We start from the raw sequence: 22,762 nt of genomic DNA on the forward strand, positions 1-22,762 counted from the left end.
TCTAGGGGCGGCTCAACGCGTCCGCGTTGTCGTTGTCGAGCACCGGCGCGGTGCCCGCGGCCCCGCCGAGCATGCCTTCGAGCACGTTCTTTCCGACGGCGTGCTCCTTCGGCAGCGCGATCGGGTAGTGCCCGTCGAAGCACGCGGCGCACAGGCGCGATGCGGGCTGCTCGGTGGCGCCGATCATCCCGTCGATCGAGATGTACCCGAGGGAGTCCGCACCGATCGAACGGCGCACCATCTCCACCATCTCGTCGAAGTCGTGCCCGGTCAGCTCGGAGGCGTCGCGGGTGCCGCCGCCGTTGGCGATCAGCTCGGCCGGGGACGCGAAGTCGATGCCGTAGAAGCAGGGCCACTTCACCGGCGGCGACGCGATCCGCACGTGGATCTCGAGCGCACCGGCCTCGCGGAGCATGCGGATCAGGGCGCGCTGAGTGTTGCCACGCACGATCGAGTCGTCGACGACGACGAGCCGCTTTCCGCGGATCACCTCGCGCAGCGGATTGAGCTTGAGCCGGATGCCGAGCTGCCGGATGGTCTGGCTCGGCTGGATGAAGGTGCGGCCCACGTAGGCGTTCTTCATCAGGCCCTGACCGTAGGGGATGCCGGAGCCCTGGGCGTAGCCGACGGCGGCCGGGGTGCCCGACTCGGGGACCGGGATGACCAGGTCCGCGTCGACCGGGTGTTCCTTGGCCAGGCGCCGGCCGATCTCGACGCGGGTCGCGTGCACCGAGCGGCCCGCGATCGTCGAGTCCGGACGCGCGAGGTAGACGTACTCGAACACGCAGCCCTTGGGCTCGGGGTTCGCGAAGCGGGTCGAGCGGACGCCGTCGGCGTCGATGGCGAGCAGCTCGCCGGGCTCGATGTCGCGCACGAAGGACGCACCGACGATGTCGAGCGCGGCGGTCTCGCTGGCCACCACCCAGCCACGGTCCAGGCGACCCAGGCACAACGGCCGGATTCCCCACGGATCGCGGGCGGCGTAGAGCGTGTGCTCGTCCATGAAGGTGAGGCAGAAGGCACCACGCAGGGTCGGCAGCAGCTCGAGGGCCGCCTGCTCGACGGTGCTGTCGGCGGCGGCGTGCGCGAGCAGCGCGCCGACGATGTCCGAGTCGGTGGTCGCCGTGACCGCCCGCCGGTCCTCGCCGAGGCCCAGCTCGCGGGCGCGCTGGGCGAGTTCGGCGGTGTTGACCAGGTTGCCGTTGTGGCCGAGCGCGACGCCGGTGCCGGCCGCGGTGGTGCGGAAGATCGGCTGGGCGTTCTCCCAGGTGGTCGACCCGGTGGTCGAGTAGCGGCAGTGCCCGATCGCGATGTGACCGGACATGGCGGCGAGCGTCTGCTCGTCGAAGACCTGGCTCACCAGCCCGAGATCCTTGAAGACGAGAACCTGCGAGCCGTCGGCGACGGCGATGCCGGCCGCCTCCTGGCCGCGGTGCTGCAGCGCATAGAGGCCGTAGTACGTGAGCTTGGACACATCCTCGCCCGGAGCCCACACTCCGAAGACTCCGCACTCCTCGCGAGGTTCGTTCTCAGGTTCCTCGGCTGCGAGGAGATTACGTGTGTGGACCGACAGATCGGCACTGGTCACCGGGGTGCTCCCTGGGGGCTGGACAGAAGAGAGGCAACACCATTCTACGGGTCGCGCGACGGTGCCCCGCCCCGACGGGCCGCCGGGGCCCCATCCGGCGTCCCGTAGCCCCCCACTCACAACCGCAGCAGCGGCATCCAGTGCGCGATTTCCCCCGCCCGGCTGCCGGACGCGTCCAGCGATCCCTCGGCGGCCGCGTCGGCGAAGCCGACGAGACCGGTGGCCAGCCGCAGCCACGTCCGCGGGTCGGTCTCGACCACGTTGGGCGGGGTGCCCCGGGTGTGGCGGGGTCCCTCGATGCACTGCACCGCCACGAACGGCGGCACCCGGACCTCGACGCCGGATCCGGGCGCCACCTGTTCGAGGGCACGGGCGCTCAGGCGCACGGCCGTCGCGAGGTCGGTGCGGGCGGGCGCGTCGTCGGTCTCCGCCCGCAGCCACGGACCGACCCGGAGCAGGGCGGCGCGGAGTTCGGCGGGGTCGACGGGTCTGCGCGGTGCCACGGCGAGCCAGCCTAACGCCGCCGCGGCGCGGCGGCGTCCTCCTCGGGCGGCAGGCCGGCCAGGCGGACGGCCACCGCGCCGCCGGCGTTGAGGGCCAGGTGCAGCAGTGCCGGCGCGAGGACGCTGCCGCTGCGCCGGCGCAGCCCGTCGAAGACCACCGCCGAGAGTCCGGTGACCAGCACGGTTCCGAGCACGTGGTGACCGGCGTCCCTCGCGGGCCGCACGTGCCACAGCCCGAAGGCCGCCGCGTGCAGGCCGGACCCCGCCCCACCCGGACCGAGCAGCGCCGCGAGCACGCTGCGGAACAGGAGTTCCTCGGCGGCGACGGTGCCGAAGGGAATGTGCAGGCCCACCCATTCGTAGAAGTCCTCACGTTCGGCACGGGCCTCGTCGACGAGCCGGGCACGCAGCGACGGGACGGCCAGCATCACCCCGTAGGCGGCGAGCGGGACGGTCGCGGCGGCCGCACCCCAGCGGGCGCCGGACACCAGGTGCACCGGGTCCAGTCCCAGCGTCGCCCGTTCCAGGCCCGAGGCCCGCGCCGCACCCACCGCCGCGGCGCCGACCGCTGCGGACAGCACGGCCCGCCCCCGCGGCCCGAGGCGCGTGGCCGGCAGCACCGCACCCCAGCCGACGACCGCCGCGGCGACGACCGGACCGAGCCACGGCCGGCGGCGAGCCCGTCCCGGCCGGCTCACTTCTCCGGTCCCTGCAGGTCGTCGATGACGCTCAGCGCGAACCGCACCCGCTCGGTGTCGGTCTCCGCCCAGCCTTCGGGCCGGGCGATCGCGAGCCACCCGTCGAGCACCGTGGTGCCGTAGTTGTGGCCGTGACCGTCGGGTACCCCCGCGGCGTTGGTCAGATCCGCCGAGACCTGCCAGAACGTCACGAACGGGAACCACCGCATCTGCGGCAGCCGATCGGGTCCGGGCGGTTCGGACAGCCAGTCCGGCCGGCTGAAGATCAGGTCCGGGGACCACCACACCACCGGATCGGAGGCGTGCTGCAGGTACAGGATCCGGGGGAACAACCATTGAGTGTCGGGTTCGCCGATCGACGCGCGGTTGTCGGCGAAGCGCACCACCAGACCGTCCGCGTACACCGGCTCGACCTCGGTGGTGCCCGGGTCGCGCCGGGTGACGAGCTGACGCCACAGGCGGTTCGAGTTGGGCGGACCGACCCACAGGACACCGTCGACGGTGTCGCGGATCTCGGCGAGCGTGTCGAAAGCGCCCTCCCCCGACTGGGTTCCGAGGCTCTCCCCGTACAGGTACAGCTTCGGGCGATGCTCGGCGGCCTGGGCGAGCCACCGGTTGTGCACCCGGTCGATCAGCATGTCGCCGGCGGCGGCGGCCTTCTCGCGGTCGGCGAGGAACGAGATCCAGCTCGGCATGTACGAGTACTGCCACGCGACGAGGGCGACGTCGCCGTTGTGGACCAGTTCCATCATCATCGCCGCGGTCGGATTGACCCATCCGGTGCCGGTGGTCGGGATGACGACGAGCACCTCGCGGTCGAACGCGTCGGTGCGTTCGAGCTCGTCGATCACCAGGTCGGCACGCGCCTCGGGGGTGTCGGCGGTCTCGAGCCCGGCGTAGACCCGGATCGGTTCCCTCGCCGGGGCGCCGTTGATCGCGGTCAGCTCCGCGGCGCTCAGTCCCCGGCCGACGAAGTCGCGGCCCTGGTAACCGAGCGTGTCCCACGCCGCGAACGACTCCGGGCTCCCGGACTTCTCGGGCACGAGCGGCTGGGTGATCCCGGGGCGGGTCTCGCTGTTCTGGAGACCGAACACCACGTTGAGTCCCGCGTACGCACCCCGGGCCAGCACACCGTCGATCAGCATGAAGACCACCAGCACCACCAGCAGCGCACCGAGCGAGCGAGCCGCACCCGGCGGCATGCGCAGGCGCCGCACGAGTTGCCACGCGACGATTCCCGCGAGTTCGCGCAGCCCCCGCCAGGTCGCGATCAGGGTGATCGCGACGGCGGCGGCAAGCACCAGGGTCCGCAGATACCCGCTGGTGGTGGTGCCCTCGGCATTCATCAGCGCGGCGAGCTGACGCTGCTGCCGCGAGGCGAACACCAGGGCCACCAGCGACGCGAGCACGGCCGCGACGGGGACCGCGACCTTGATCGCCCGCAGCACGGGCAGCGGCGGCGGCCACCACGGTCGGTTCGCCAGCAGCAGCCGGTACCCGGCCCAGCCGACGGCACACCCCACGCCGTAGCCGATGGCGACGTTGATGCCGCCGATGATGCCCTGGAACAACCAGTCGCGGGGCAGCAGCGACGGGGTCAGCGACCAGCAGAAGAACAGGGCCGCGAAGGCGATGCCGGTGAAATCCAGGCTCAGCAGTCCCCACGCCTGAGCGGTGTGGGGATGACGGTCACCGAATTCGGTGACCGCGTCGATGATCCGGCCCTGCCGGGCCTCGATCAACGCCAGCCGATCGACCTGGGATCCGACCATCGCTCACCCGAACAATGCCGGCAGTGTGCCCTCGTAGACCTCTCGCAGTTCGGCCATCGAGACCGAGAACCGGCCCTGCACCTCGACGGAGTCGGAGCCCTCGTCGACGACCCCGATCCGCACCCACGGCATGTTGCGCGCCGTGCACATGCCGGTGAAGCGGGTCTCCTCGGTGCGCGGCACCGCCACCAGCACCCGGCCGGCGGACTCGGAGAACAGGGTCACGAACGGATCCGCGTCCTCCGGCAGCAGGATCCGGCAGCCGGTCTCGCCGGCCAGCGCGGCCTCCACGACCGCCTGTGCGAGGCCGCCCTCGGACAGGTCGTGGGCGGCGGAGATCAGGCCGTCGCGCGAACCGGCGGTGAGGATCTCGGCGAGCAGCCGCTCCCGCTCGAGGTCGACCTTCGGCGGCACGCCGCCGAGGTGGTCGTGCTCGACCTGCGCCCAGATCGAGCCGTCGAACTCGTCGCGGGTCTCCCCCAGCAGGATCAGGGTCTCGCCCGGCTCGAGGCCGAGGCCGGTGGGGATGCGCCGGTGCACGTCGTCGATCACGCCGAGCACGGCGACGACCGGGGTCGGCAGGATCGGGGTGGCCCCGGTCTGGTTGTAGAAGCTGACGTTGCCGCCGGTGACGGGGATGCCGAGCTGCGCGCATCCATCGGCGAGACCACGCACGGCCTGCTGGAACTGCCACATCACGCCCGGATCCTCGGGCGAGCCGAAGTTGAGGCAGTTGGACACGGCCTTGGGGGTGGCACCGGTGACGGCGACGTTGCGGTAGGCCTCCGCGAGGGCGAGCTGCGCGCCGGCGTACGGGTCCAGCTGGGTGTAGCGGCCCGACGCGTCGGTGGCCAGCGCGATGCCGCGGCCGGTCTTCTCGTCCACGCGGACCACGCCCGCGTCGGCGTTCTCGGCGAGCACCGTGTTGCCGCGGACGTAGCGGTCGTACTGCTCGGTGATCCACCTGCGGCTGCACAGCTGCGGCGAGCCGATCATCTTCAGCAGGGTCGCCTTCAGCTCCTCGGGAGTCTGCGGGCGCTGCAGTCCGGCGGTGGTGTCCGCGACGAGCGCGTCCTGGGACTCCGGGCGCTGCACCGGACGGTGGTACACCGGGCCCTCGTGCGCGACGGTGCGCGGCGGCACGTCGACGACGGTCTCACCGTGCCAGGTGATGACGAGCCGGTCGCCGTCGGTGACCTCGCCGATCACGGTGGCGAGCACGTCCCACTTCTTGCACACGGCCATGAAGGCGTCGACGTTCTCCGGGGTCACGACGGCGCACATGCGCTCCTGGGACTCGCTCGAGAGCACCTCGGCGGGCGTCATTCCCTTCGCGCGCATCGGGACCCGCTCCAGTGCGACGTGCATGCCGCCGTCGCCGGCGGCGGCCAGCTCGGAGGTCGCGCAGGCGAGGCCGGCGCCGCCGAGGTCCTGGATGCCGACGACGAGCTTCTCGCGGTAGAGGTCGAGGCAGCACTCGATGAGCACCTTCTCGGTGAACGGGTCCCCCACCTGCACGGCCGGCAGCTTCTTCCGGCCGGAAGAAGATTCGTCGCCCTCGAAGGTCTCCGACGCCAGGACGGACACGCCGCCGATGCCGTCCAGACCGGTGCGCGCACCGAACAGGATGACCTTGTTGCCCGTGCCCGACGCGAACGCCAGGTGCAGGTCCTCCTTGCGCATCGCGCCGGCGCACAGCGCGTTGACGAGCGGGTTGCCGGCGTAGGAGGCGTCGAAGACGGTCTCGCCGCCGACGTTGGGCAGGCCGAGGGAGTTGCCGTAGCCGCCGATGCCGCGGACCACGCCGTCGACGACGCGACGGGTGTCGGGCGCGTCGGCGGCGCCGAAGCGCAGCTGGTCCATGACCGCGATCGGGCGGGCGCCCATCGCCATGATGTCGCGGACGATGCCGCCGACACCGGTCGCGGCGCCCTGGTACGGCTCGACGTAGGACGGATGGTTGTGGGATTCGACCTTGAAGGTGACCGCCCAGCCGTCGCCGATGTCGACGACGCCGGCGTTCTCACCGATACCCGCGAGCATCGACGCCCGCATCTCGTCGGTGGTGGTCTCCCCGAAGTACCGCAGGTGCACCTTGGAGGACTTGTAGGAGCAGTGCTCGGACCACATCACCGAGTACATGGCCAGCTCGGCGTCCGTGGGACGACGGCCCAGGATCTCGCGGATGCGGGCGTACTCGTCGTCCTTCAGCCCCAGCTCGCGGGAGGGCTGGGCGACATCGGGGGTTTCGGCGGCGTGGGTGACGGTATCCACCTGCGGTGACACTGGGCGTCGGGTCCCTTCACTCTGGGATCGAAACGGCAGGCCGGGCGCGCGCTGCCGCGGCCAGTCTATCCGGGTGCACGCCCGGCGCCGTCCACCGGTGCGACGCCCCGCGGCGGCCGCACCGCCGTCAACGCGTCGAGATCCACGCTCACCCGGTGACCCGCGGCCGGAAGCAGCACCTTGCCCGTGTACTCCCCCTCGTAGCGGTACCACCCGTCGTCGAGCACGAACACCCCCAGCGTCGCGGGTTCGACGAGGTCGATCATCCAGTAGGCGGGGATGCGCGCCTCGGCGTACTCGGAGAACTTCGTGACGCGATCGGTGCGGACGCTGCCCTCGGCCATGACCTCCACCACCAACCGCACGTCGGCGGCCGTCGCGCGGTCGGGGTCGGCGTCGACCAGCGCCCGGTCGACGACGATGCCGTCCGGGCAGCGCACCGTCAGCGGGGACTCGGTGAGCAGCACCTCCACGTCGCCGAGCACGGCCAGTTCCTTCGGCAGCTGATCGGCGAGCTGAGCGACGAGCCCGAACGCGACGTGCTGGTGCAGGTATCCGGGCCGCGGCGACGCCGACAGCACCCCTTCGCAGACCTCGACGTGGAACTGCTCGTATTCGGGCAGTTCCGTCCATTCGGCGAGCGTGAGCAGATGGTCGGGGAACGACGGGCCGGTCACAGGATCACCACCGTTCGCGGTCGGGCGAATTGTCCCCTCAGTCTGGCACCGGATGCCGGGCCGTGCCGGTCAGTTCGCCGGAGTGAGAAACGCCCGGAGAGCGCGGGCGTACGCGGTGACGTCCTTCGCTCCCATGAGCTCGCGCGCCGAGTGCATCGCGAGCTGCGGAGCCCCGACGTCGACGGTCGTCAGCCCGGTCCGGGAGGCGGTGATGGGGCCGATCGTCGAGCCGCACGGCAGGTCGGCGCGATGCACGTAGCGCTGCAGCGGCACCCCGGCCTGATCGCAGGCGAGCGCGAACGCGGCGGCGCCGGCGGCGTCTGTGGCGTAGCGCAGGTTCTGGTTGACCTTGAGCACGGGGCCGCCGTTCACCGCGATGCGGTGGGCGGGCTCGTGGCGGTCCGGGTAGTTCGGGTGGGTGGCGTGAGCCATGTCGCCGGAGGCCACCACCGAGCCGGCCATGGTCCGCAGAAAGTCCTCGCGGCTCCCGCCGCGGGCCAGCACGACCCGTTCGAGCACGGTGTTCAGCAGGTCCGAGAACGCGCCGCGGTCGGACATGCTGCCGACCTCCTCGTGGTCGAACAGGGCGAGCAGCGGCACCGGGCCGCCGTGCTCGGCGACGTGGCCGACGGCGGCGAGCAGCGCCGCGGTCCCGGCGTAGCAGGTGCCCTGGTTGTCCAACCGTGGCGCGCTGACGAGGTCCGCGTCCGCCCCGACCAGGGTGGACGGGGCCAGGTCGTGGGTCATCAGCTCCCAGCCCAGGATCGCGTCGGCCTCGACCTCGACCGCCTCGGCGAGGAAGGCGAGGAAGGACCGCGGCGCGGTGCCCACCCCCCACACGGCGTTGACGTGGCGCTGCGGATCCAGTTGCACGCCCTTGCGGTCCTCCGAGAGGTGGATGGCGAGCTGGGGGACACGCAGGATCGGCCGGTCGACGCGCACGAGCACGTCCTCGGCACCGTTGCCGGCCCGTACCGTGAGCCGGCCGGAGACGCCGAGATCGCGGTCCAGCCACGAGTTCAGCCATGCTCCCCCGTACGGTTCGAGACCGACCAGTTGCCAGCCTGCCGAGGCGAGGTCGGGGTGCTGCTTGACCCGCAGGTTGGGGCTGTCGGTGTGGCCGCCGACGATCCGGAACGGGCGGGCGGGGTCGCCGTCGGCGCCTTCGGTGCTCCACGCGATCAACGAGCCGCCCCGCAGCAGGTAGTAGCGGCCGGGCTCGCTCGGCCACACCTGGGTCTCGGTGAGCTGCGTGAAGCCGGCGTCGGTGAGGGTGGCCGCGACGGTCGCGCACACGTGGAACGGCGACGGCGACAGATCGACGAAGTTGCACAGGCCCTGTGCGTCGGCGGGCGTGGTCGTAGGCATGGCTGCATCCTCGCACCGCACCCGCCTCGACACACCCCGGCCGCGCCACCCCGCACCCCGGCACGTCCGTGATGCACGACCGGGAGTGTCTCCGCGAGCGCACCGCGTCGCCGGCGACCGCGCCGACGGGGCGGGATCGAATCCCGCCCCCGGGGCCGCGCTGCCGCCGTCGCTCAGTGCCCTCCCGCCACGCAGAACTGGTTGCCGTCCGGGTCGGTGAGCGTCACCCACCGGAACCCGCCCATGTCCTGGCGGTGCACCTCACCCGCGCCCGCCTCGACGAGCCGGCGCACCTCGGCGTCGAGATCGGGCGCCACCAGGTCGAGGTGGACCCGGTTCTTGCCCGGGGTCGGATCCGGAACCTTCTGGAAACCGAGTTTCTGTGCGGTGCCGGGCATTCCGACGATGTAGAACCAGCCGTCGTTGTCCTGCTCGATCCGGCCGCCGATCTGCTCGGCCCACCACGTGGCAAGCGGGCCGGGGTCGGCGCTGTCGAAGGTGATCATGCCGATGTTCAGTGCCATGGCCGGGACGGTAGCGGACGGGACCGACACGAGTGTGCCGCCACGGCACCGAGTTCGCCGTCAGCAGGCGGCGCGGACGAGCTGGGTGATGCGGTCCACCTGCTGATCGGTGGGGGTGACCGCCCCGTTGGCGGACAGCTCCGCGACTTGGCTGTTGATCTCCTCGTCGCTCGCCCCGTCGTCGATCAGGGGACAGGTTTCGGTGACGATCGCCTCGATGGAGGCGTCGTCCCGACCGTCGGCCAGGTTCGGGTAGCCCGTCCGGAAGGTTGCGACGAAGGTCCCCAACTTCGCTGCGTCGACGGCACGTTGGACGACGCTGGAGGCGACGCTGCCGGCCGGGCGGGTCGTGCTCTCGGGCGCGGACGTCTCGTCGTCGGATCCGCAGGCGGTGAGCAGGAAGAGGGCGGCGACCGCCGCCACCACAGCAGTCTTGGTCTTCATCGTTCGAGCGTGACACGCCGGGACGCGCCCGCGCCGGTGAAAGGCGGAATTCACGGTGAGCCGTCGCGCTCACGCGCTTCCCGGCCCGGGAAGGGGACGGCCGAACGGCCCCGGCAAAGATGCGTAATGCTACTCGAGACAACGGCGACGACGTGCGGCATAGTGGTGCCCGGCACGGCCGATCGGGGGATTCGGCGGTGCCCGCCGGAGCCGGTTGGGGGCCGCGCTCCGGACCGCAGGAGAAGGGGCCCCGCCGCCGATCGGGACGGCGGCGGGGCCCCTTTCGTCGCGTCGGGCGACGGTCGTCTCAGCTCCGGGCTGCGACCTTCGCCGGATCCAGCTCCAGCCGGCGCAGCAACTGCGCGTTCAGTGCCACGACGATCGTGGAGACCGACATGAGCACGGCAGCCACCGCAGGCGGCAGGACCACCCCGGCGAAGGCCAACGCACCGGCCGCGAGGGGCACCGCGACGACGTTGTACCCGGTGGCCCAGGCCAGGTTCTGCCACATCTTGCGGTAGCTCGCCCGCGACAGTGCGATCACCGACAGCACGGCGCGCGGATCGTCTGCGGCCAGGACCACGCCGGCCGACTCGACGGCGACGTCGGTGCCCGCGCCGATCGCGATGCCGACGTCGGCCCGCGCCAGCGCCGGCGCGTCGTTGACCCCGTCACCGACCATCGCGACGCGGTGCCCGCGGGCCTGCAGCTCGGCGACCTTCGCGTCCTTGTGTTCGGGCAGCACGTTCGCGAACACCTCGTCGATACCGAGGTCGGCGGCGACGGCGTCGGCCACCTGCCGCGCGTCCCCGGTGATCATGGCGACCTTCACCCCGCGCGCGTGCAGGGCGTCGATCGCCTGCCGCGACTCCTCGCGCACCGCGTCCTCGAGGGCGACGGCTCCCAGCACCGTGCCGTCGCGCACGACGTGCAGCACCGACGCCCCGCGGGCGACCCAGCGGTCGGTCGCGGCCGCGACGTCGGCGGGCACGTGCGCCCGCAGGTCCGCGAGCACGGCCGGACCGCCGACGAACACGGTCGCCCCGTCCACCACGGCCCGCACCCCGCGGCCGGGCAGGGAGCGGAAATCCTTCGTCGGCAACATGACTCGCCCTCCCGCGGCGGCGACGACGGCGCGGGCGACGGGGTGCTCGCTGTCGGATTCGACCGCGGCGGCCAGGGTCAACAGGTCGTCCTCGGTGGTGCCGGCGGTGGCGACGACGTCGGTGACGACGTGCCGCCCCTGGGTCAGGGTCCCGGTCTTGTCGAACAGGACGACGTCCACGCCGCGCATCCGCTCCAGCGACAGCCGGTCCTTGACGAGCACGCCGGCGCGGGCGGCGCGCTCGGTCGAGATGGCGATGACGAGTGGGATGGCCAGGCCCAGCGCGTGCGGGCACGCGATGACCAGGACCGTGACGGTACGGACGACGGCCTCGTCGACGTTGCCGAGCAGCGTCCACACGGCGAAGGTGAGGACGCCGGCGACGGTGGCGAAGTAGAAGAGGAAGGCGGCGGCCCGGTCCGCGAGCGCCTGGGCTCGCGAGGACGAGGCCTGCGCGTCGGCGACCATGCGCTGGATGCCGGCGAGCGCGGTGTCCTCCCCCACCGCGGAGATGCGGACGCGCAGTGCACTGTCGGTGGCGACCGTGCCGGCGACGACGGTGTCGCCCACGGCGCGGGGCACGGCGCGGGACTCGCCGGTGATCATCGACTCGTCCACGTCGGCGCGCCCGTCGACGACCGTGCCGTCGGCCGGGACGCGCGCACCGGCGCGCACCAGCGCGACGTCGCCGACGGCCAGGTCGGCGAGGGCGACCTGCACGACGCCGTCCGCGGTCACCTTCTCGGCGGTGTCGGGCAGCATCGCGGCCAGGGCGTCGAGCGCGCGCGACGCCGAGCCCAGCGCCCGCATCTCGAGCCAGTGCCCGAGCAGCATGATCACGATCAGCAGCGCCAGTTCCCACCAGAAATCGAGGTCGAACCCGCCCAGCCCGAGCGTGGTCACCCAGGACGCCGCGAACGCCACGCTGATGGCCATGGCGATGAGCAGCATCATTCCGGGCCGGCGGTCCCGCAGCTCGTTCCACCCGCCGACGAGGAAGGGGCTGCCGCCGTAGGCGAACACGACCGTGCCGAGGACGGGCGAGACCCATCCGGCCCACGCGGCGTCGGGCAGCGCGTAGCCGAGCAGGTCGGCGAACATGGCGCTGAACGCCACGATCGGAACCGCGAGGACCAGGCTCACCCAGAATCTGCGACGGAAGATCTCACCGTGCGGCCCGTGCCCGGCGTGCCGGTCCCGGGCGCGGTGGGCGTCGCGCGCTCCGGGCGGCGCGGTGTGGGCAGCGTGTCCGTGGTGTGCGAGCTCTGTCATGGCTCCCGCCTCGATCCGTTTCCGTTTCCGTGGACCCCTCCATTGATACCCCCTGGGGGTATAAATGGAAGGGGTGGGACGGTCACGATCCGGTCACGGCACCGACTACCGCTCGAGCATGGCGCGCATCTCGTCGATCTCCGCCTGCTGCGTCGCGACGATCGACTCGGCGAGTTGCCGCGCCTCCGGGTTCACGCCCTCGGCCAGCTCGGTCTGCGACATCTCGATCGCGCCCTCGTGGTGGACGATCATCATGGTCAGCCACATGCGGTCGAAGTCCATGCCGCGGGCCCCCATCATGGAGTCCCACTCGTCGTCGGACATCATTCCCGGCATCCCGCCGGGCATGCCCATGCCGCCGTGACCCATCCCGTCCTCGTCCGGCGCCTCCTGCCCCCAGCTGTCGAGCAGCGACACCATCTGCTCCATCTCGGGTTCCTGCGCGGCCTCGATGCGGGCGGCGAGGTCGATGAGCTGCGGATCCTCGCTGCGTTCGGGCACGGCCTGGGCCATCTGCACGGCCTGCGCGTGATGGGGATACATCTCCTGCAGGAACTCGACGTCCGCGTCGACGAACTGCGCCTGCCCGGCCGGCACCGAGGTCTGGGACGTGCCCGGAGTCGCCGTCCCCGCCTGCTGCTGCGGCTCGTCGCTGCCACACGCCACGATCATCAGGGCGAGCGGAACCGCCGCCGCTGCCGCTACTACTCTCTTGTTCCACAACATGATTCGACGGTACCCGCCGTATCGGCCGAGTCCGGGGCCGCAGCCCCGCCCCGGCCGGTCCTTCATCGAAACTTCATCGGCCGCAACGCCCGCCCACACGCGGCGGCGCGCACACTCGTCGTAGGAGGTGCGCGATGATGGGTTGGTACGGCGGCGCAGGCTGGGCCGCCGCCCTCGCAATGGGTGTGTTCTGGCTGTTGCTCGCCGGGGTGGTGGTGTGGGCGGTGGTCCGGGCGGCGGCGCCACCGGATCCCGGCGACGACGCCCGCCGGATCCTGGACCGGCGGCTCGCCTCCGGCGAGATCGACGTCGCAACCTACCGGACTCTGCGCGACGAACTGGACGCGCGGCCCCGACGACGGACGCGTCGATAGATCCGCCTGCTCGATACGCGATGCAGCACGTTCACGGGGTCACCGCGATCCGATCCGTCGTCGACGGGTCGCCGAACAATTCTCTGCCGCAACCCGAGTGGCGGGCAGCCGGGGGCGCCCGGCCCTCGTCCCCCGCGGCATGGTCACCCGAGGCATGGTCGGCACCCTGCGGCACTCGCTCGTCAGCGATGTTCCCGGCGGGCATCGAACGCCGCGACGACCCGCTTCGGCGCGGTCAGCCGCCACGCATCCTCGATCAGTTCCGCCAACTCGACCGTGTCGACCGCGGCGAAAACCACGTCGATCCAGCCGTAGCGCCCGAAGAACGGGGCCGCGCGGAACACGTCCGGATCCTCGTGGAGCAGGGCCGCCTGGGTGTCCACGGTGGCTTTGAGGCAGACCGTGGCCGCACCGTAACCCAGGAGGCCGAACATCTTGTTCCGCACCCGGTACGTGGGTTGGTCACCCCAGCTGTCCACCACCACTTCACGTGCCTCGGGCAGCGCCAGCATCATCGCGCGCACACTGTCCGCGCTGGGCATGGGATCTCCTCGGTCGGCGGACAGGGCCACCCAGTTGTACACCCGACCCGCGACAGGGAACGGACGGCCGCGAGTGCTGGGTACCCTGGCCGCGTGCACACCCCCGGCCCCCGCATCCTCGTAGTCGACGACGAAGCCGCCCTGGCGAAGGTGGTGGCCAGCTATCTCGAACGGGAGGGCTTCGAGGTCGCGCTCGCCTACGACGGACCGACGGCCGTCGCGCTGGCTCGGCAGACGGACCCGGTGCTCGTGGTGCTCGACCTGATGCTGCCGGGATTCGACGGCATCGAGGTGTGCCGGCAGCTGCGGACCTTCTCGGACGCGTACGTGCTCATGCTCACCGCCCGTGGCGACGAGGTGGACAAGGTGATCGGCCTGTCGGTGGGCGCCGACGACTACGTCGTGAAGCCTTTCGGGCCACGGGAGCTCGTCGCCCGGGTGCGTGCCATGCTGCGCCGGCCCCGCAGTGGCACCGCGGCGGAGGCACCGCGCCGGATCGGCGGGCTCGTCGTCGATCCGGTGTCGCGCACCGTCTCGGTCGACGACGCGCCGGTGGAGCTGACACGCACGGAATTCGATGTGCTGCTGGCACTTTCGGATCGACCTTCGGCGGCGCTCTCACGCCGGCAGATCATCGACGAGGTGTGGGGGCCGAACTGGTTCGGCGACGAGCACATCGTCGACGTCCACATCCGCGCCCTGCGCCGCAAGCTCGGCGACGATGCCGCCGCCCCGCGCTTCGTCCGGACCGTGCGCGGGGTCGGGTATGCGATGGAGGCCGCGCGGTGAACCGGCTGGGACTGCGCGGGCGGCTGCTGATCGCGCAACTGCTCGTGCTGTTCGTCGGGGCCGCGACGCTCACCGTCGTCGCGACGCTGGTGGCCGCCCCGCTGTTCCACTACCACCTCGCCCACGCGGGCGTGGAGGACACGCAGGTCCGCCTTCACACCGAGGAGGCGTTCGCGCAGGCCGGGGCGGTCGCGCTCGCCGCCGGGGCAGCCGTCGCGCTCGGTGCCGCGGCGATCACGTCCGTGGTCCTGGTGCGCCGCATCACCGCGCCGGTGGGCCGGCTGGTGGAGGCCGCGGGCCACGTCGCCCGCGGCCGCTACGACGTGCCGATCACCCGGTCCGGCGACGCGGACTTCGCCCGGCTCGAGAACGCCTTCGCCGACATGGCGGGCCGCCTGCACAGCACGGAGCTCTCACGACGCCGGCTGCTCGACGATCTCGCCCACGAACTGCGCACACCCGTGGCCACGCTCGAGGCCTACCTCGAGGGCATCGAGGACGACGTACTGCCCGCCGACGCCACCTCGTGGCAGGTGATGCACCACCAGCTCGACCGGCTGCGGCGTCTCGTGTCGGACCTGTCCGACCTCTCCGCGGCGGACGAGCACGCGCTCGCCCTGCACCCCGAGGAGGGCGACCTCGCCGCGGCGGTGACGGCATCGGTCTCGGCCGCGGCACCGCGGTTCGCCGACAAGCAGGTCGGGCTCGGGACGGAGCTGCCCGAGGCGCTGCCGCCGGTCCGGTTCGATTCGCAGCGAGTGGCGCAGATCCTGGCGAACCTGCTCGAGAACGCCCTGCGTCACACGCCGGCCGGGGGCCGGGTGGTCGTCACGTGCGAGCGCGCGGACCGGGCGGCCGTGCGGGTGCGGGTCCGCGACACGGGCGACGGCATCCCCGCGGATCAGCTCGACGCGGTGTTCGAGCGGTTCCACCGGATCGATCCGGCCCGCAGCCCCGGCGGCAGCGGCCTGGGCCTGACCATCGCGCGCAGTCTCGCCCGCGCCCACGGCGGCAATCTCACGGCCGCGAGCGACGGGCCGGGGCGCGGTGCCCGCTTCGACCTGACCCTGCCCACGAACGGGAATCAGGCGGAGACGACCGCGTCGAGAACGCTGTAGAACATGCCGAGCCCGTCGTCGCTGGGACCGGTGAGCGCTTCGGTGGCGTGCTCGGGGTGCGGCATCAGGCCGACGACGCGGCCGTTCGCCGACGAGATGCCCGCGATGCCGCGCTGGGAGCCGTTCGGGTTGTCGCCGGCGTAGCGGAACACCACGCGGCCCTCACCCTCGAGTTCGTCCAGCACCTTCTCCGAGGCCTGGAACCGGCCCTCACCCGACTTGAGGGGCACCAGGATCTCGGCCCCGGCCTCGTAGCGGGTGGTCCACGCGGTGGTGTTCGACTCCACCTTCAGCCACTGGTCGCGGCAGATGAAGTGCAGGCCCTCGTTGCGGGTGAGGGCCCCCGGCAGCAGACCCGCCTCGCACAGCACCTGGAAGCCGTTGCAGATGCCGAGCACCGGCATCCCGCCCCGAGCGGCCTCGACGACCTTGCCCATGACCGGGGCGAACCGCGCGATGGCGCCGCAGCGCAGGTAGTCGCCGTAGGAGAAGCCACCCGGCACGATGACCGCGTCGACTCCCCTCAGGTCGGCGTCGCCGTGCCAGAGGCTGACGGCCTCACCGCCGGCGAGTTCGACGGCGCGGGCCGCATCGATGTCGTCGAGCGTGCCCGGGAAGGTGATGACTCCGACGCGGGCACTCATGCGTCACCGTCGATCCGCCGCACGGTCCAGTCCTCGATGACCGTGTTGGCGAGCAGAGCCTCGGCGATCTTCTCGACCTCGGCGTCGTCGACGCTGCCGTCGACCTCGAGCTCGAAGCGCTTTCCCTGACGGACGTCGGACACGCCCGCGAAGCCCAGTCGCGACAGCGCCCCGACAATGGCCTGGCCCTGAGGATCGAGAATCTCGGCCTTGGGCATGACTTCGACGACGACACGAGCCACGTGCTGCTCCTCGGTAGTAGTGCTGGCGCCCGGGGACGGACACCGGACAGCCCGCAGTTTACCGGCCGACCCGAGCCGGTCCGGAATCGGCAGGGCCCGACGCCGGCGGCCCCGTCACGGCTGTGGCGGCCCCGGCTCGGCGAGCGACGCCGTGAAGTTCTCGACGATCTCGGCCGCGAGGGTGCGGACCTTGACGTTCGTCGCCTGCGACATCGCCGACAGCTGCGCGAACGCGGTGTCCGCGTCGACCCGGTGCGCTGCCATGAGCAGGCCCACGGCCCGGCTCGTGACACTCCGTGTGTCCAAGGCGGTCCGGAGCGAGGCGGCCTCGCGCTCGCCGGCGGCGAGCAACGCCTCCCGCAGCCGCGACATCTCCAGGTGCACGCGGACCCGGGCGATCAGCTCGCTGGGATGGAACGGCTTGACGACGTAGTCGTCGGCACCGGCCCGCAGCCCCTCGACGGCGGACTCCGATCCGGCCCGGGCCGTGAGCAGGATCACCGGCAGCCGCACCAGCCGTTCGTCGCCCCGCACGTCCTGCAGCAGCGACAACCCGCTACGTCCGGGCAGCATGACGTCGCTGAGGAGCAGGTCGGGAACCTCCGTCCGGATCCGCTCGAGCGCGGACTCGGCGTCGGCGGTGACGTCGACGTGCCAACCCTGCGCGGCGAGCAGGTCGACGAGATGGTCACGCATGTCCGCGTTGTCCTCGACGAGGAGCAGGCGCGGTTGCCCCTCGCGCGGTCCGGCGCCGGGGGTCGCGACGGGCCGCCACGCCTCGGCCTCCCCCAGATACGCCGCGCCGGCGGACGCCACGACGTCGTCCGCGGCGCGTGGTGCCGGCTGCGCGCTCGGCACCGCGGGCACCGTCACCGTGAACACCGAGCCGTGCGGGGCGACGGCGTCGACGGACACCGAACCACCCAGGGCGGCAACGAATTGCGCGACAAGAGACAGCCCGATGCCCGAGCCCTCGCGGCTGCGGCCGGACCGGTCGCCGATCTGGTAGAAGCGGTCGAAGATCTTGCCCCGCTCGGCCTCCGCGATGCCTGTGCCGGTGTCGGCGACACGCAGCACCAGGTTCGCCCCGTCACCCCGCAGGGACACGGCGACCGATCCCTCCGGCGTGAACTTCATCGCGTTGGACAGCAGGTTCAGCACGATGTGCGTCCACATCGCCCGGTCGGTCGCCACGTACCGGGTCGGCACATTGTCGACGTCGACGAGGAGCGCGAGCCCCGCGCGGTCCGCGGCGTCGCGGAACAGTTCGGCGGCCTCGCGCGTCACCGCGACGATGTCGGTGGGCTCGGTGTGGGCGTCGAGCCGGCCGGCGTCCCCACGCGCAACGTCGAGCAGCATGTCGACGAGCCGCTGCAGGCGCAGGGCGGCCCGCCGCGCCGCCGCGACGGCGTCGACCTGGGCGGGTGGCAGCGCGGCGGCGTGCTCGTCGAGCAGGGTCTGCAGCGGCCCGAGGAGCAGCGTCAGCGGGGTGCGGAACTCGTGGCTGACGTTCTCGAAGAACCGGCTCTTGGCGGCGTCGAGCTCGGCGAGTTCGGCCGCCCGCCGGCGTTCGGCCTCGTAGGCCTGCGCATCGGACAGAGCCGTGGACACGCGGACCGCGACCATATCGAGGAACACCCGGTACTGCTCGTTCAGCTCGCGGAACCGGCTGATGCCGAGCACGAGGGAGCCGGCCGGGCCACCAGCGGAGACCGGGAGCGGCAGGACCACCGCGGTGTCGCCGTCGCGGCCGAGGTCCGCGACGGTCTCGGCCTTGCCGGACTCGGCGACCCGGGCGATCACCTCCGGCAGGTCCGACGCGGCGCCGGGAGCGGTGCCGAACTCGGCGACCGTCACCGTCACCTCGTCGCGGCACAGGTGGGCACTGCCGAACGGCAGATCGTCCTCGTGGCCGGCGAGCAGGCCGAGCGCAGCCCGGCAGGCATCGTCGGCGGTATCGGTCTCCGTCATCGAGAGCTGGCCGAGTTCCCGCAGGACGGCGGCCCGGCGCTCGGCGAGCACCTGCTCGGTGACGTCCGTGGTGGCGACGAAGATGCCCGCGACGGTGCCGTCGGCGGCCCGGACGGGGCTGTAGGAGAACGTCCAGTACGTCTCTTCCGTGTAGCCGAATCGGTGCATGAACAACTGCATCCGCTCCGACAGGGTCGGCTCCCCGCGTTGCGCCTGGGCGAAGAGGGCGCCGACGAAGTCCCAGATCTCGCCCCAGCACTCGGAGGCCCGCTGGGCGACCGCCGCCGGAAACTTCTCGCCGAGGAGGGGCCGGAAGGCGTCGTTGAAGATCTGCACCAGTTCGGGGCCCCAGCACAGCAGCATGGGCACCCGCGACGGAACGACGGTCCGCACGGCCGCCGTCAGTTCGGGAGGCCAGGTGTCGATCGGCCCCAGCGCGGTCGACGCCCAGTCGGCGGCGCGGTGGGCGGTCGCGGTGGGATCCGATTCCGGGAACAGGGCGCGGGCCGAAGTCTCGTCGTTCACCTCGGTGTCGCCTCACATCCTTGCCGTCGGTCCTGTCGGAGGTTCTCAGGATAAGGCGGGCCGGCCCGCCGCTTTCCGGGCCTTGTCCCGCCCCGACGGCACGCGGCATTCCTGAAGATTCGATGAAGAGCACGTCCCGCCCTGGCGGTTCAATACCCCTAGGGGGTATAAATGGGGTGCACCCACGCAGAGGAGAATCGCGATGACCCGGCTCCTGCCCCTGACCGACACGGCCAGCGGCTGCCGCTGCGGCAGCCACCCCACCGAACCGACCGGACCGAGCAGTGAGGACCCCCGAATGAACACCCAGGCCTTCCCCGTCGTCGGCATGACCTGCGGCCACTGCGCCGGCGCCGTCACCGAGGAACTGCGCGCCCTGCCCGGCGTCGAGGACGTACACGTCGAACTGGTCGCGGGCGGCGTCTCCACCGTCACGGTGACCAGCGTCGACGGAATCGACGACGAGGCCGTCGCCACCGCGCTCGACGAGGCCGGCGACTACCGCCTCGCCCCGCAGTGACCCGCCGACCCGAGAAGGGACCCGCCCATGACCACGGGTGAGATGGTGCACGAGGTAGAACTCTCGATCGGCGGCATGACCTGCGCCTCCTGCGCGGCGCGCATCGAGAAGAAGCTCAACCGGATGGACGGCGTGACCGCCACCGTCAACTACGCGACGGAGAAGGCGAAGGTCACCTATGCGCACGGGGTCGCCCCCGACGACCTCGTCGCGACGGTCGAGGCGACCGGCTACACCGCCGCGCTCCCCGCCCCGCCCCGGGCCGAGGAGGCCACCGAGGCCGCCCCCGAACCGGACGAGGCCGCCGCCTGGCGTCAGCGCCTGACCGTCTCCGCGGTCCTCACCGTGCCGGTGGTACTGCTGTCGATGATCCCGGCGCTGCAGTTCGACAACTGGCAGTGGCTGACCCTGACCCTCGCCTCCCCCGTCGTGGTGTGGGGGGCACTGCCGTTCCACCGCGCCGCCTGGACCAACGCCCGCCACGGCGCCGCCACGATGGACACCCTCATCTCCGTCGGCGTCACGGCCGCGTACCTCTGGTCGCTGTGGGCGTTGTTCTTCACCCACGCCGGCATGACCGGGATGCGGATGACGTTCGACCTGCTCCCCACCGGAAGCTCCGAGCCGCACATCTATCTCGAGGTCGCCGCCGCCGTCACCACCTTCATTCTCGCGGGGCGCTATTTCGAGGCCCGCGCCAAGCGGCAGTCAGGCGCGGCCCTGCGGGCACTGCTCGACATGGGCGCCAAGGACGTCGCCGTGCTGGGCGACGGTGACACCGAAACCCGGATCCCGATCGGCCGGCTCACCGTCGGCGACCGGTTCGTCGTGCGTCCCGGCGAGAAGATCGCCACCGACGGCGTCGTCGTCTCCGGCACCTCCGCCGTCGACGCGTCGATGCTCACCGGCGAACCCGTGCCCGTCGAGGTCGGGCCCGCGGACCCCGTCGTCGGCGCGACCGTCAACGCTGGCGGCCGGCTCGTGGTCCGCGCGACCCGCGTCGGCGCCGACACCCAGCTCGCTCAGATGGCGCGGCTGGTGACAGAGGCGCAGAACGGCAAGGCCGAGGTGCAGCGGCTCGCAGACCGGGTGTCGGCGGTGTTCGTCCCGATCGTCATCGGGCTGTCGCTACTCACCCTCGCCGGCTGGCTCCTCACGGGCAACTCGGTGACCGCGGCGTTCACCGCTGCCGTCGCAGTACTGATCATCGCCTGCCCCTGCGCGCTGGGCCTCGCGACCCCGACCGCACTGCTCGTCGGCACCGGCCGCGGCGCCCAGCTCGGCATCCTGATCAAGGGACCGCAGATCCTCGAATCCACCCGCCGCGTCGACACCGTCGTGCTCGACAAGACGGGCACCGTCACCACCGGCCGCATGGCCGTGGCCGCGGTGCACGCGGCGGACGGCGGCTCCGAGGACGAGGCGCTGCACCTGGCGGGGTCGCTCGAGCACGCCTCCGAGCACCCCATCGGGCGCGCCGTCGCCGACCGGGCCGCGGGCACCGGGGCTCTCTCGCCGGTGGAAAGCTTCGAAAACCACGGTGGACGAGGGGTTTCCGGTGTCGTCGACGGACACGCCGTGCTCGCGGGCCGGCTGTCCTGGCTGCGCGACGAGTGGTCGCTGACCGCGCCCGAATCGCTGCGACGGAGCGCCGGGGCCGCCGAGGCCGAGGGCCGCACACCGGTGTGGATCGCCTGGGACGGGCGCATCCGGGCGATCGTTGTCGTCTCGGACACCATCAAGGACACCTCCGCGTCGGCGATCGCCGATCTGCGCGAACTCGGCCTGCGGCCGGTGCTGCTCACCGGCGACAACCGCAGCGCCGCCGAGACCGTCGCGAAGCAGGTCGGCATCGACGAGGTCATCGCCGAGGTCCTGCCCGCCGACAAGGTCGACGTGGTCAAGAGGCTGCAGGACGAGGGCCGGGTCGTCGCCATGATCGGCGACGGCGTCAACGACGCGGCCGCCCTCGCCCAGGCAGACCTCGGACTGGCGATGGGCACCGGCACCGACGTCGCGATCGAGGCCTCCGACCTGACGCTCGTGCGCGGCGACCTGCGGGCCGCTCCCGACGCGATCCGGCTCGCCCGCGCCACCCTGCGCACCATCAAGGGCAACCTGTTCTGGGCGTTCGCCTACAACGTCTCGGCCCTGCCGCTCGCGGCGCTCGGGTTGCTCAACCCGCTGATCGCCGGCGCGGCGATGGCGTTCAGCTCGGTGTTCGTGGTCAGCAACAGCCTGCGGCTGCGGCGGTTCAGCCCCCGCTGAGGCCCGCACCCACGACGCGCTGCCGGCGGAAGGTCTCCGATTCGCCGGCAGCGCGTCGTCGTGCTGTGTCACGCTCGTGCCATGGAGGCGGAGCGGGACCAGCTGCTGCTCACGGTGCGTAACCTCGCCCGGTTCCACCGCGAGCACGAGAAGTTCTATTCCGAATCGCCGTTCCACGACGTGATCCGGCTGCACCGCAGCTCACGTGCCCTGAAGGCGCTCGCCGAGCGGTGGTCGGTCGTCGCACCACTCGAACGGACGTCGCCGAGCCCGTTCGCCGGCGCGCCCGACCTCAACGACGATCGGGCCACCGAGACGCTCGGCATCCTGTTCATGGAGAGCGGCGACGAACCCGCCGAGATCACCAGACTGAAGGCCGACCTCGGGGCGCTCGCCGAGGCGAACCGGACGACCGGGCAGTGGCTCGCCGACGCCATGGCGACCGCCTGGGACGTGCTCGAGGCGCTGCTGGCCTACCCGGGCCTGGCGGACCTGCTCGCCGAACGGCACCGCATCGTCACCAACGACTGGCAGTGCGCGACGACGGCCCAACTCGTCGCCCGCAACCTCGACCGGGCGGTCGCGATCCTGGGACGCATCGACTTCACCGCAGCCGCCCTGCGCGCGGACCTCGCCGGGGACCGCATCGCGCCACGTTACGTCTTCTCGGCCGCGGAAATGATCGACCACGCCGCCGATCTCGCGGCGCAGAGCGCGGTGCTCACGCACGAGAACGAGCGGCGCTGGCGGATCTTCCACGATCGGGTCGAGCAGATCGTCGCCGGCCCGGAGCCGTAGCACCGGCC

The 22,762-nt window shown here is 72.0% G+C and carries 21 protein-coding genes; 6 read left to right on the forward strand and 15 right to left on the reverse strand.

What is annotated here, in order from left to right; translation table 11 throughout:
- Position 1 precedes the first annotated feature (1 nt).
- From purF to A4U64_RS19410, 11 genes are all read right to left on the reverse strand, one after another.
- Positions 2–1,588, reverse strand: coding sequence for an amidophosphoribosyltransferase (gene purF, locus A4U64_RS19360; protein ID WP_006930220.1), 1,587 nt, complete (start codon positions 1,586–1,588; stop codon positions 2–4).
- 116 nt (positions 1,589–1,704) lie between these two features.
- Positions 1,705–2,091 (reverse strand): sterol carrier family protein, encoded by a 387-nt coding sequence (locus A4U64_RS19365; RefSeq protein ID WP_065922976.1) that lies wholly within the window; start codon positions 2,089–2,091, stop codon positions 1,705–1,707.
- Between the two features lie 11 nt (positions 2,092–2,102).
- Positions 2,103–2,789, reverse strand: coding sequence for a CPBP family intramembrane glutamic endopeptidase (locus tag A4U64_RS19370; protein ID WP_043801589.1), 687 nt, complete (start codon positions 2,787–2,789; stop codon positions 2,103–2,105).
- Positions 2,786–4,561, reverse strand: a complete 1,776-nt coding sequence (locus tag A4U64_RS19375) for an alpha/beta hydrolase (protein WP_065922977.1) — start codon at positions 4,559–4,561, stop codon at positions 2,786–2,788. Before A4U64_RS19375 ends, A4U64_RS19370 begins: the two co-directional genes overlap by 4 nt.
- Before the next feature lie 3 nt (positions 4,562–4,564).
- On the reverse strand, positions 4,565–6,847 hold the full coding sequence (gene purL, locus A4U64_RS19380; protein ID WP_050034640.1) for a phosphoribosylformylglycinamidine synthase subunit PurL: 2,283 nt from the start codon (positions 6,845–6,847) through the stop codon (positions 4,565–4,567).
- A gap of 65 nt (positions 6,848–6,912) precedes the next feature.
- A complete protein-coding gene (locus A4U64_RS19385; RefSeq protein ID WP_029541454.1) occupies positions 6,913–7,524 on the reverse strand; it encodes a Uma2 family endonuclease in 612 nt (203 codons plus the stop codon).
- Positions 7,525–7,593: 69 nt separating this feature from the next.
- The gene (locus tag A4U64_RS19390) at positions 7,594–8,892 is read right to left on the reverse strand and encodes a M18 family aminopeptidase (protein WP_065922978.1); all 1,299 of its coding nucleotides are present in this window, start codon (positions 8,890–8,892) and stop codon (positions 7,594–7,596) included.
- 173 nt (positions 8,893–9,065) lie between these two features.
- Positions 9,066–9,416, reverse strand: coding sequence for a VOC family protein (locus A4U64_RS19395; protein WP_029541452.1), 351 nt, complete (start codon positions 9,414–9,416; stop codon positions 9,066–9,068).
- Between the two features lie 60 nt (positions 9,417–9,476).
- Positions 9,477–9,842, reverse strand: coding sequence for a hypothetical protein (locus tag A4U64_RS19400; protein WP_065922979.1), 366 nt, complete (start codon positions 9,840–9,842; stop codon positions 9,477–9,479).
- Positions 9,843–10,167: 325 nt separating this feature from the next.
- A complete protein-coding gene (locus tag A4U64_RS19405) occupies positions 10,168–12,237 on the reverse strand; it encodes a copper-translocating P-type ATPase (protein ID WP_029541448.1) in 2,070 nt (689 codons plus the stop codon).
- Between the two features lie 105 nt (positions 12,238–12,342).
- Complete coding sequence (locus A4U64_RS19410; RefSeq protein ID WP_065922980.1) at positions 12,343–12,963, reverse strand: DUF305 domain-containing protein; 621 nt, start codon at positions 12,961–12,963, stop codon at positions 12,343–12,345.
- Positions 12,964–13,097: 134 nt separating this feature from the next.
- Between A4U64_RS19410 and A4U64_RS19415 the strand changes: the two genes are divergently transcribed.
- Positions 13,098–13,337: a hypothetical protein gene (locus A4U64_RS19415; protein ID WP_029541442.1), complete on the forward strand. Its 240-nt coding sequence runs from the start codon at positions 13,098–13,100 to the stop codon at positions 13,335–13,337.
- Positions 13,338–13,519: 182 nt separating this feature from the next.
- Here A4U64_RS19415 and A4U64_RS19420 read toward each other — a convergent pair whose 3' ends face one another.
- Positions 13,520–13,879: an MmcQ/YjbR family DNA-binding protein gene (locus A4U64_RS19420; RefSeq protein WP_006940324.1), complete on the reverse strand. Its 360-nt coding sequence runs from the start codon at positions 13,877–13,879 to the stop codon at positions 13,520–13,522.
- 93 nt (positions 13,880–13,972) lie between these two features.
- Between A4U64_RS19420 and A4U64_RS19425 the strand changes: the two genes are divergently transcribed.
- Both A4U64_RS19425 and A4U64_RS19430 read left to right on the forward strand, forming a co-directional pair.
- A complete protein-coding gene (locus A4U64_RS19425) occupies positions 13,973–14,668 on the forward strand; it encodes a response regulator transcription factor (protein ID WP_006940326.1) in 696 nt (231 codons plus the stop codon).
- Positions 14,665–15,786 (forward strand): sensor histidine kinase, encoded by a 1,122-nt coding sequence (locus A4U64_RS19430; protein WP_006940328.1) that lies wholly within the window; start codon positions 14,665–14,667, stop codon positions 15,784–15,786. The genes A4U64_RS19425 and A4U64_RS19430 overlap by 4 nt, the downstream gene beginning before the upstream one ends.
- On the opposite strand, the gene purQ is transcribed toward A4U64_RS19430, so the two are convergent.
- The 3 genes from purQ to A4U64_RS19445 all read right to left on the reverse strand — a co-directional run bounded on the left by purQ (position 15,753) and on the right by A4U64_RS19445 (position 19,168).
- Positions 15,753–16,430 carry a phosphoribosylformylglycinamidine synthase subunit PurQ gene (purQ, locus tag A4U64_RS19435; RefSeq protein ID WP_006940330.1) on the reverse strand — a complete coding sequence of 226 codons (678 nt, stop codon included), beginning with the start codon at positions 16,428–16,430 and terminating at the stop codon, positions 15,753–15,755. The genes A4U64_RS19430 and purQ overlap by 34 nt on opposite strands.
- Positions 16,427–16,672 carry a phosphoribosylformylglycinamidine synthase subunit PurS gene (purS, locus tag A4U64_RS19440; protein ID WP_006940332.1) on the reverse strand — a complete coding sequence of 82 codons (246 nt, stop codon included), beginning with the start codon at positions 16,670–16,672 and terminating at the stop codon, positions 16,427–16,429. Before purS ends, purQ begins: the two co-directional genes overlap by 4 nt.
- 114 nt (positions 16,673–16,786) lie before the next feature.
- The gene (locus A4U64_RS19445) at positions 16,787–19,168 is read right to left on the reverse strand and encodes a PAS domain-containing hybrid sensor histidine kinase/response regulator (protein ID WP_029541438.1); all 2,382 of its coding nucleotides are present in this window, start codon (positions 19,166–19,168) and stop codon (positions 16,787–16,789) included.
- A 202-nt stretch (positions 19,169–19,370) separates the two neighbouring features.
- On the opposite strand from A4U64_RS19445, the gene A4U64_RS19450 reads away from it, so the two are divergent.
- The 3 genes from A4U64_RS19450 to A4U64_RS19460 all read left to right on the forward strand — a co-directional run bounded on the left by A4U64_RS19450 (position 19,371) and on the right by A4U64_RS19460 (position 22,754).
- Complete coding sequence (locus A4U64_RS19450; protein WP_006940337.1) at positions 19,371–19,688, forward strand: heavy-metal-associated domain-containing protein; 318 nt, start codon at positions 19,371–19,373, stop codon at positions 19,686–19,688.
- 27 nt (positions 19,689–19,715) lie between these two features.
- Entirely contained in the window at positions 19,716–21,956 is a 2,241-nt protein-coding gene (locus A4U64_RS19455; RefSeq protein ID WP_065922981.1) for a heavy metal translocating P-type ATPase, read from the forward strand.
- Positions 21,957–22,037: 81 nt separating this feature from the next.
- Positions 22,038–22,754, forward strand: coding sequence for a hypothetical protein (locus tag A4U64_RS19460; RefSeq protein WP_006940340.1), 717 nt, complete (start codon positions 22,038–22,040; stop codon positions 22,752–22,754).
- The last annotated feature ends 8 nt before the right edge of the window (positions 22,755–22,762 follow it).

Source organism: Rhodococcus sp. WB1 (genome assembly GCF_001700945.1).
In the GTDB taxonomy this organism is placed as follows: domain Bacteria; phylum Actinomycetota; class Actinomycetes; order Mycobacteriales; family Mycobacteriaceae; genus Rhodococcus; species Rhodococcus aetherivorans.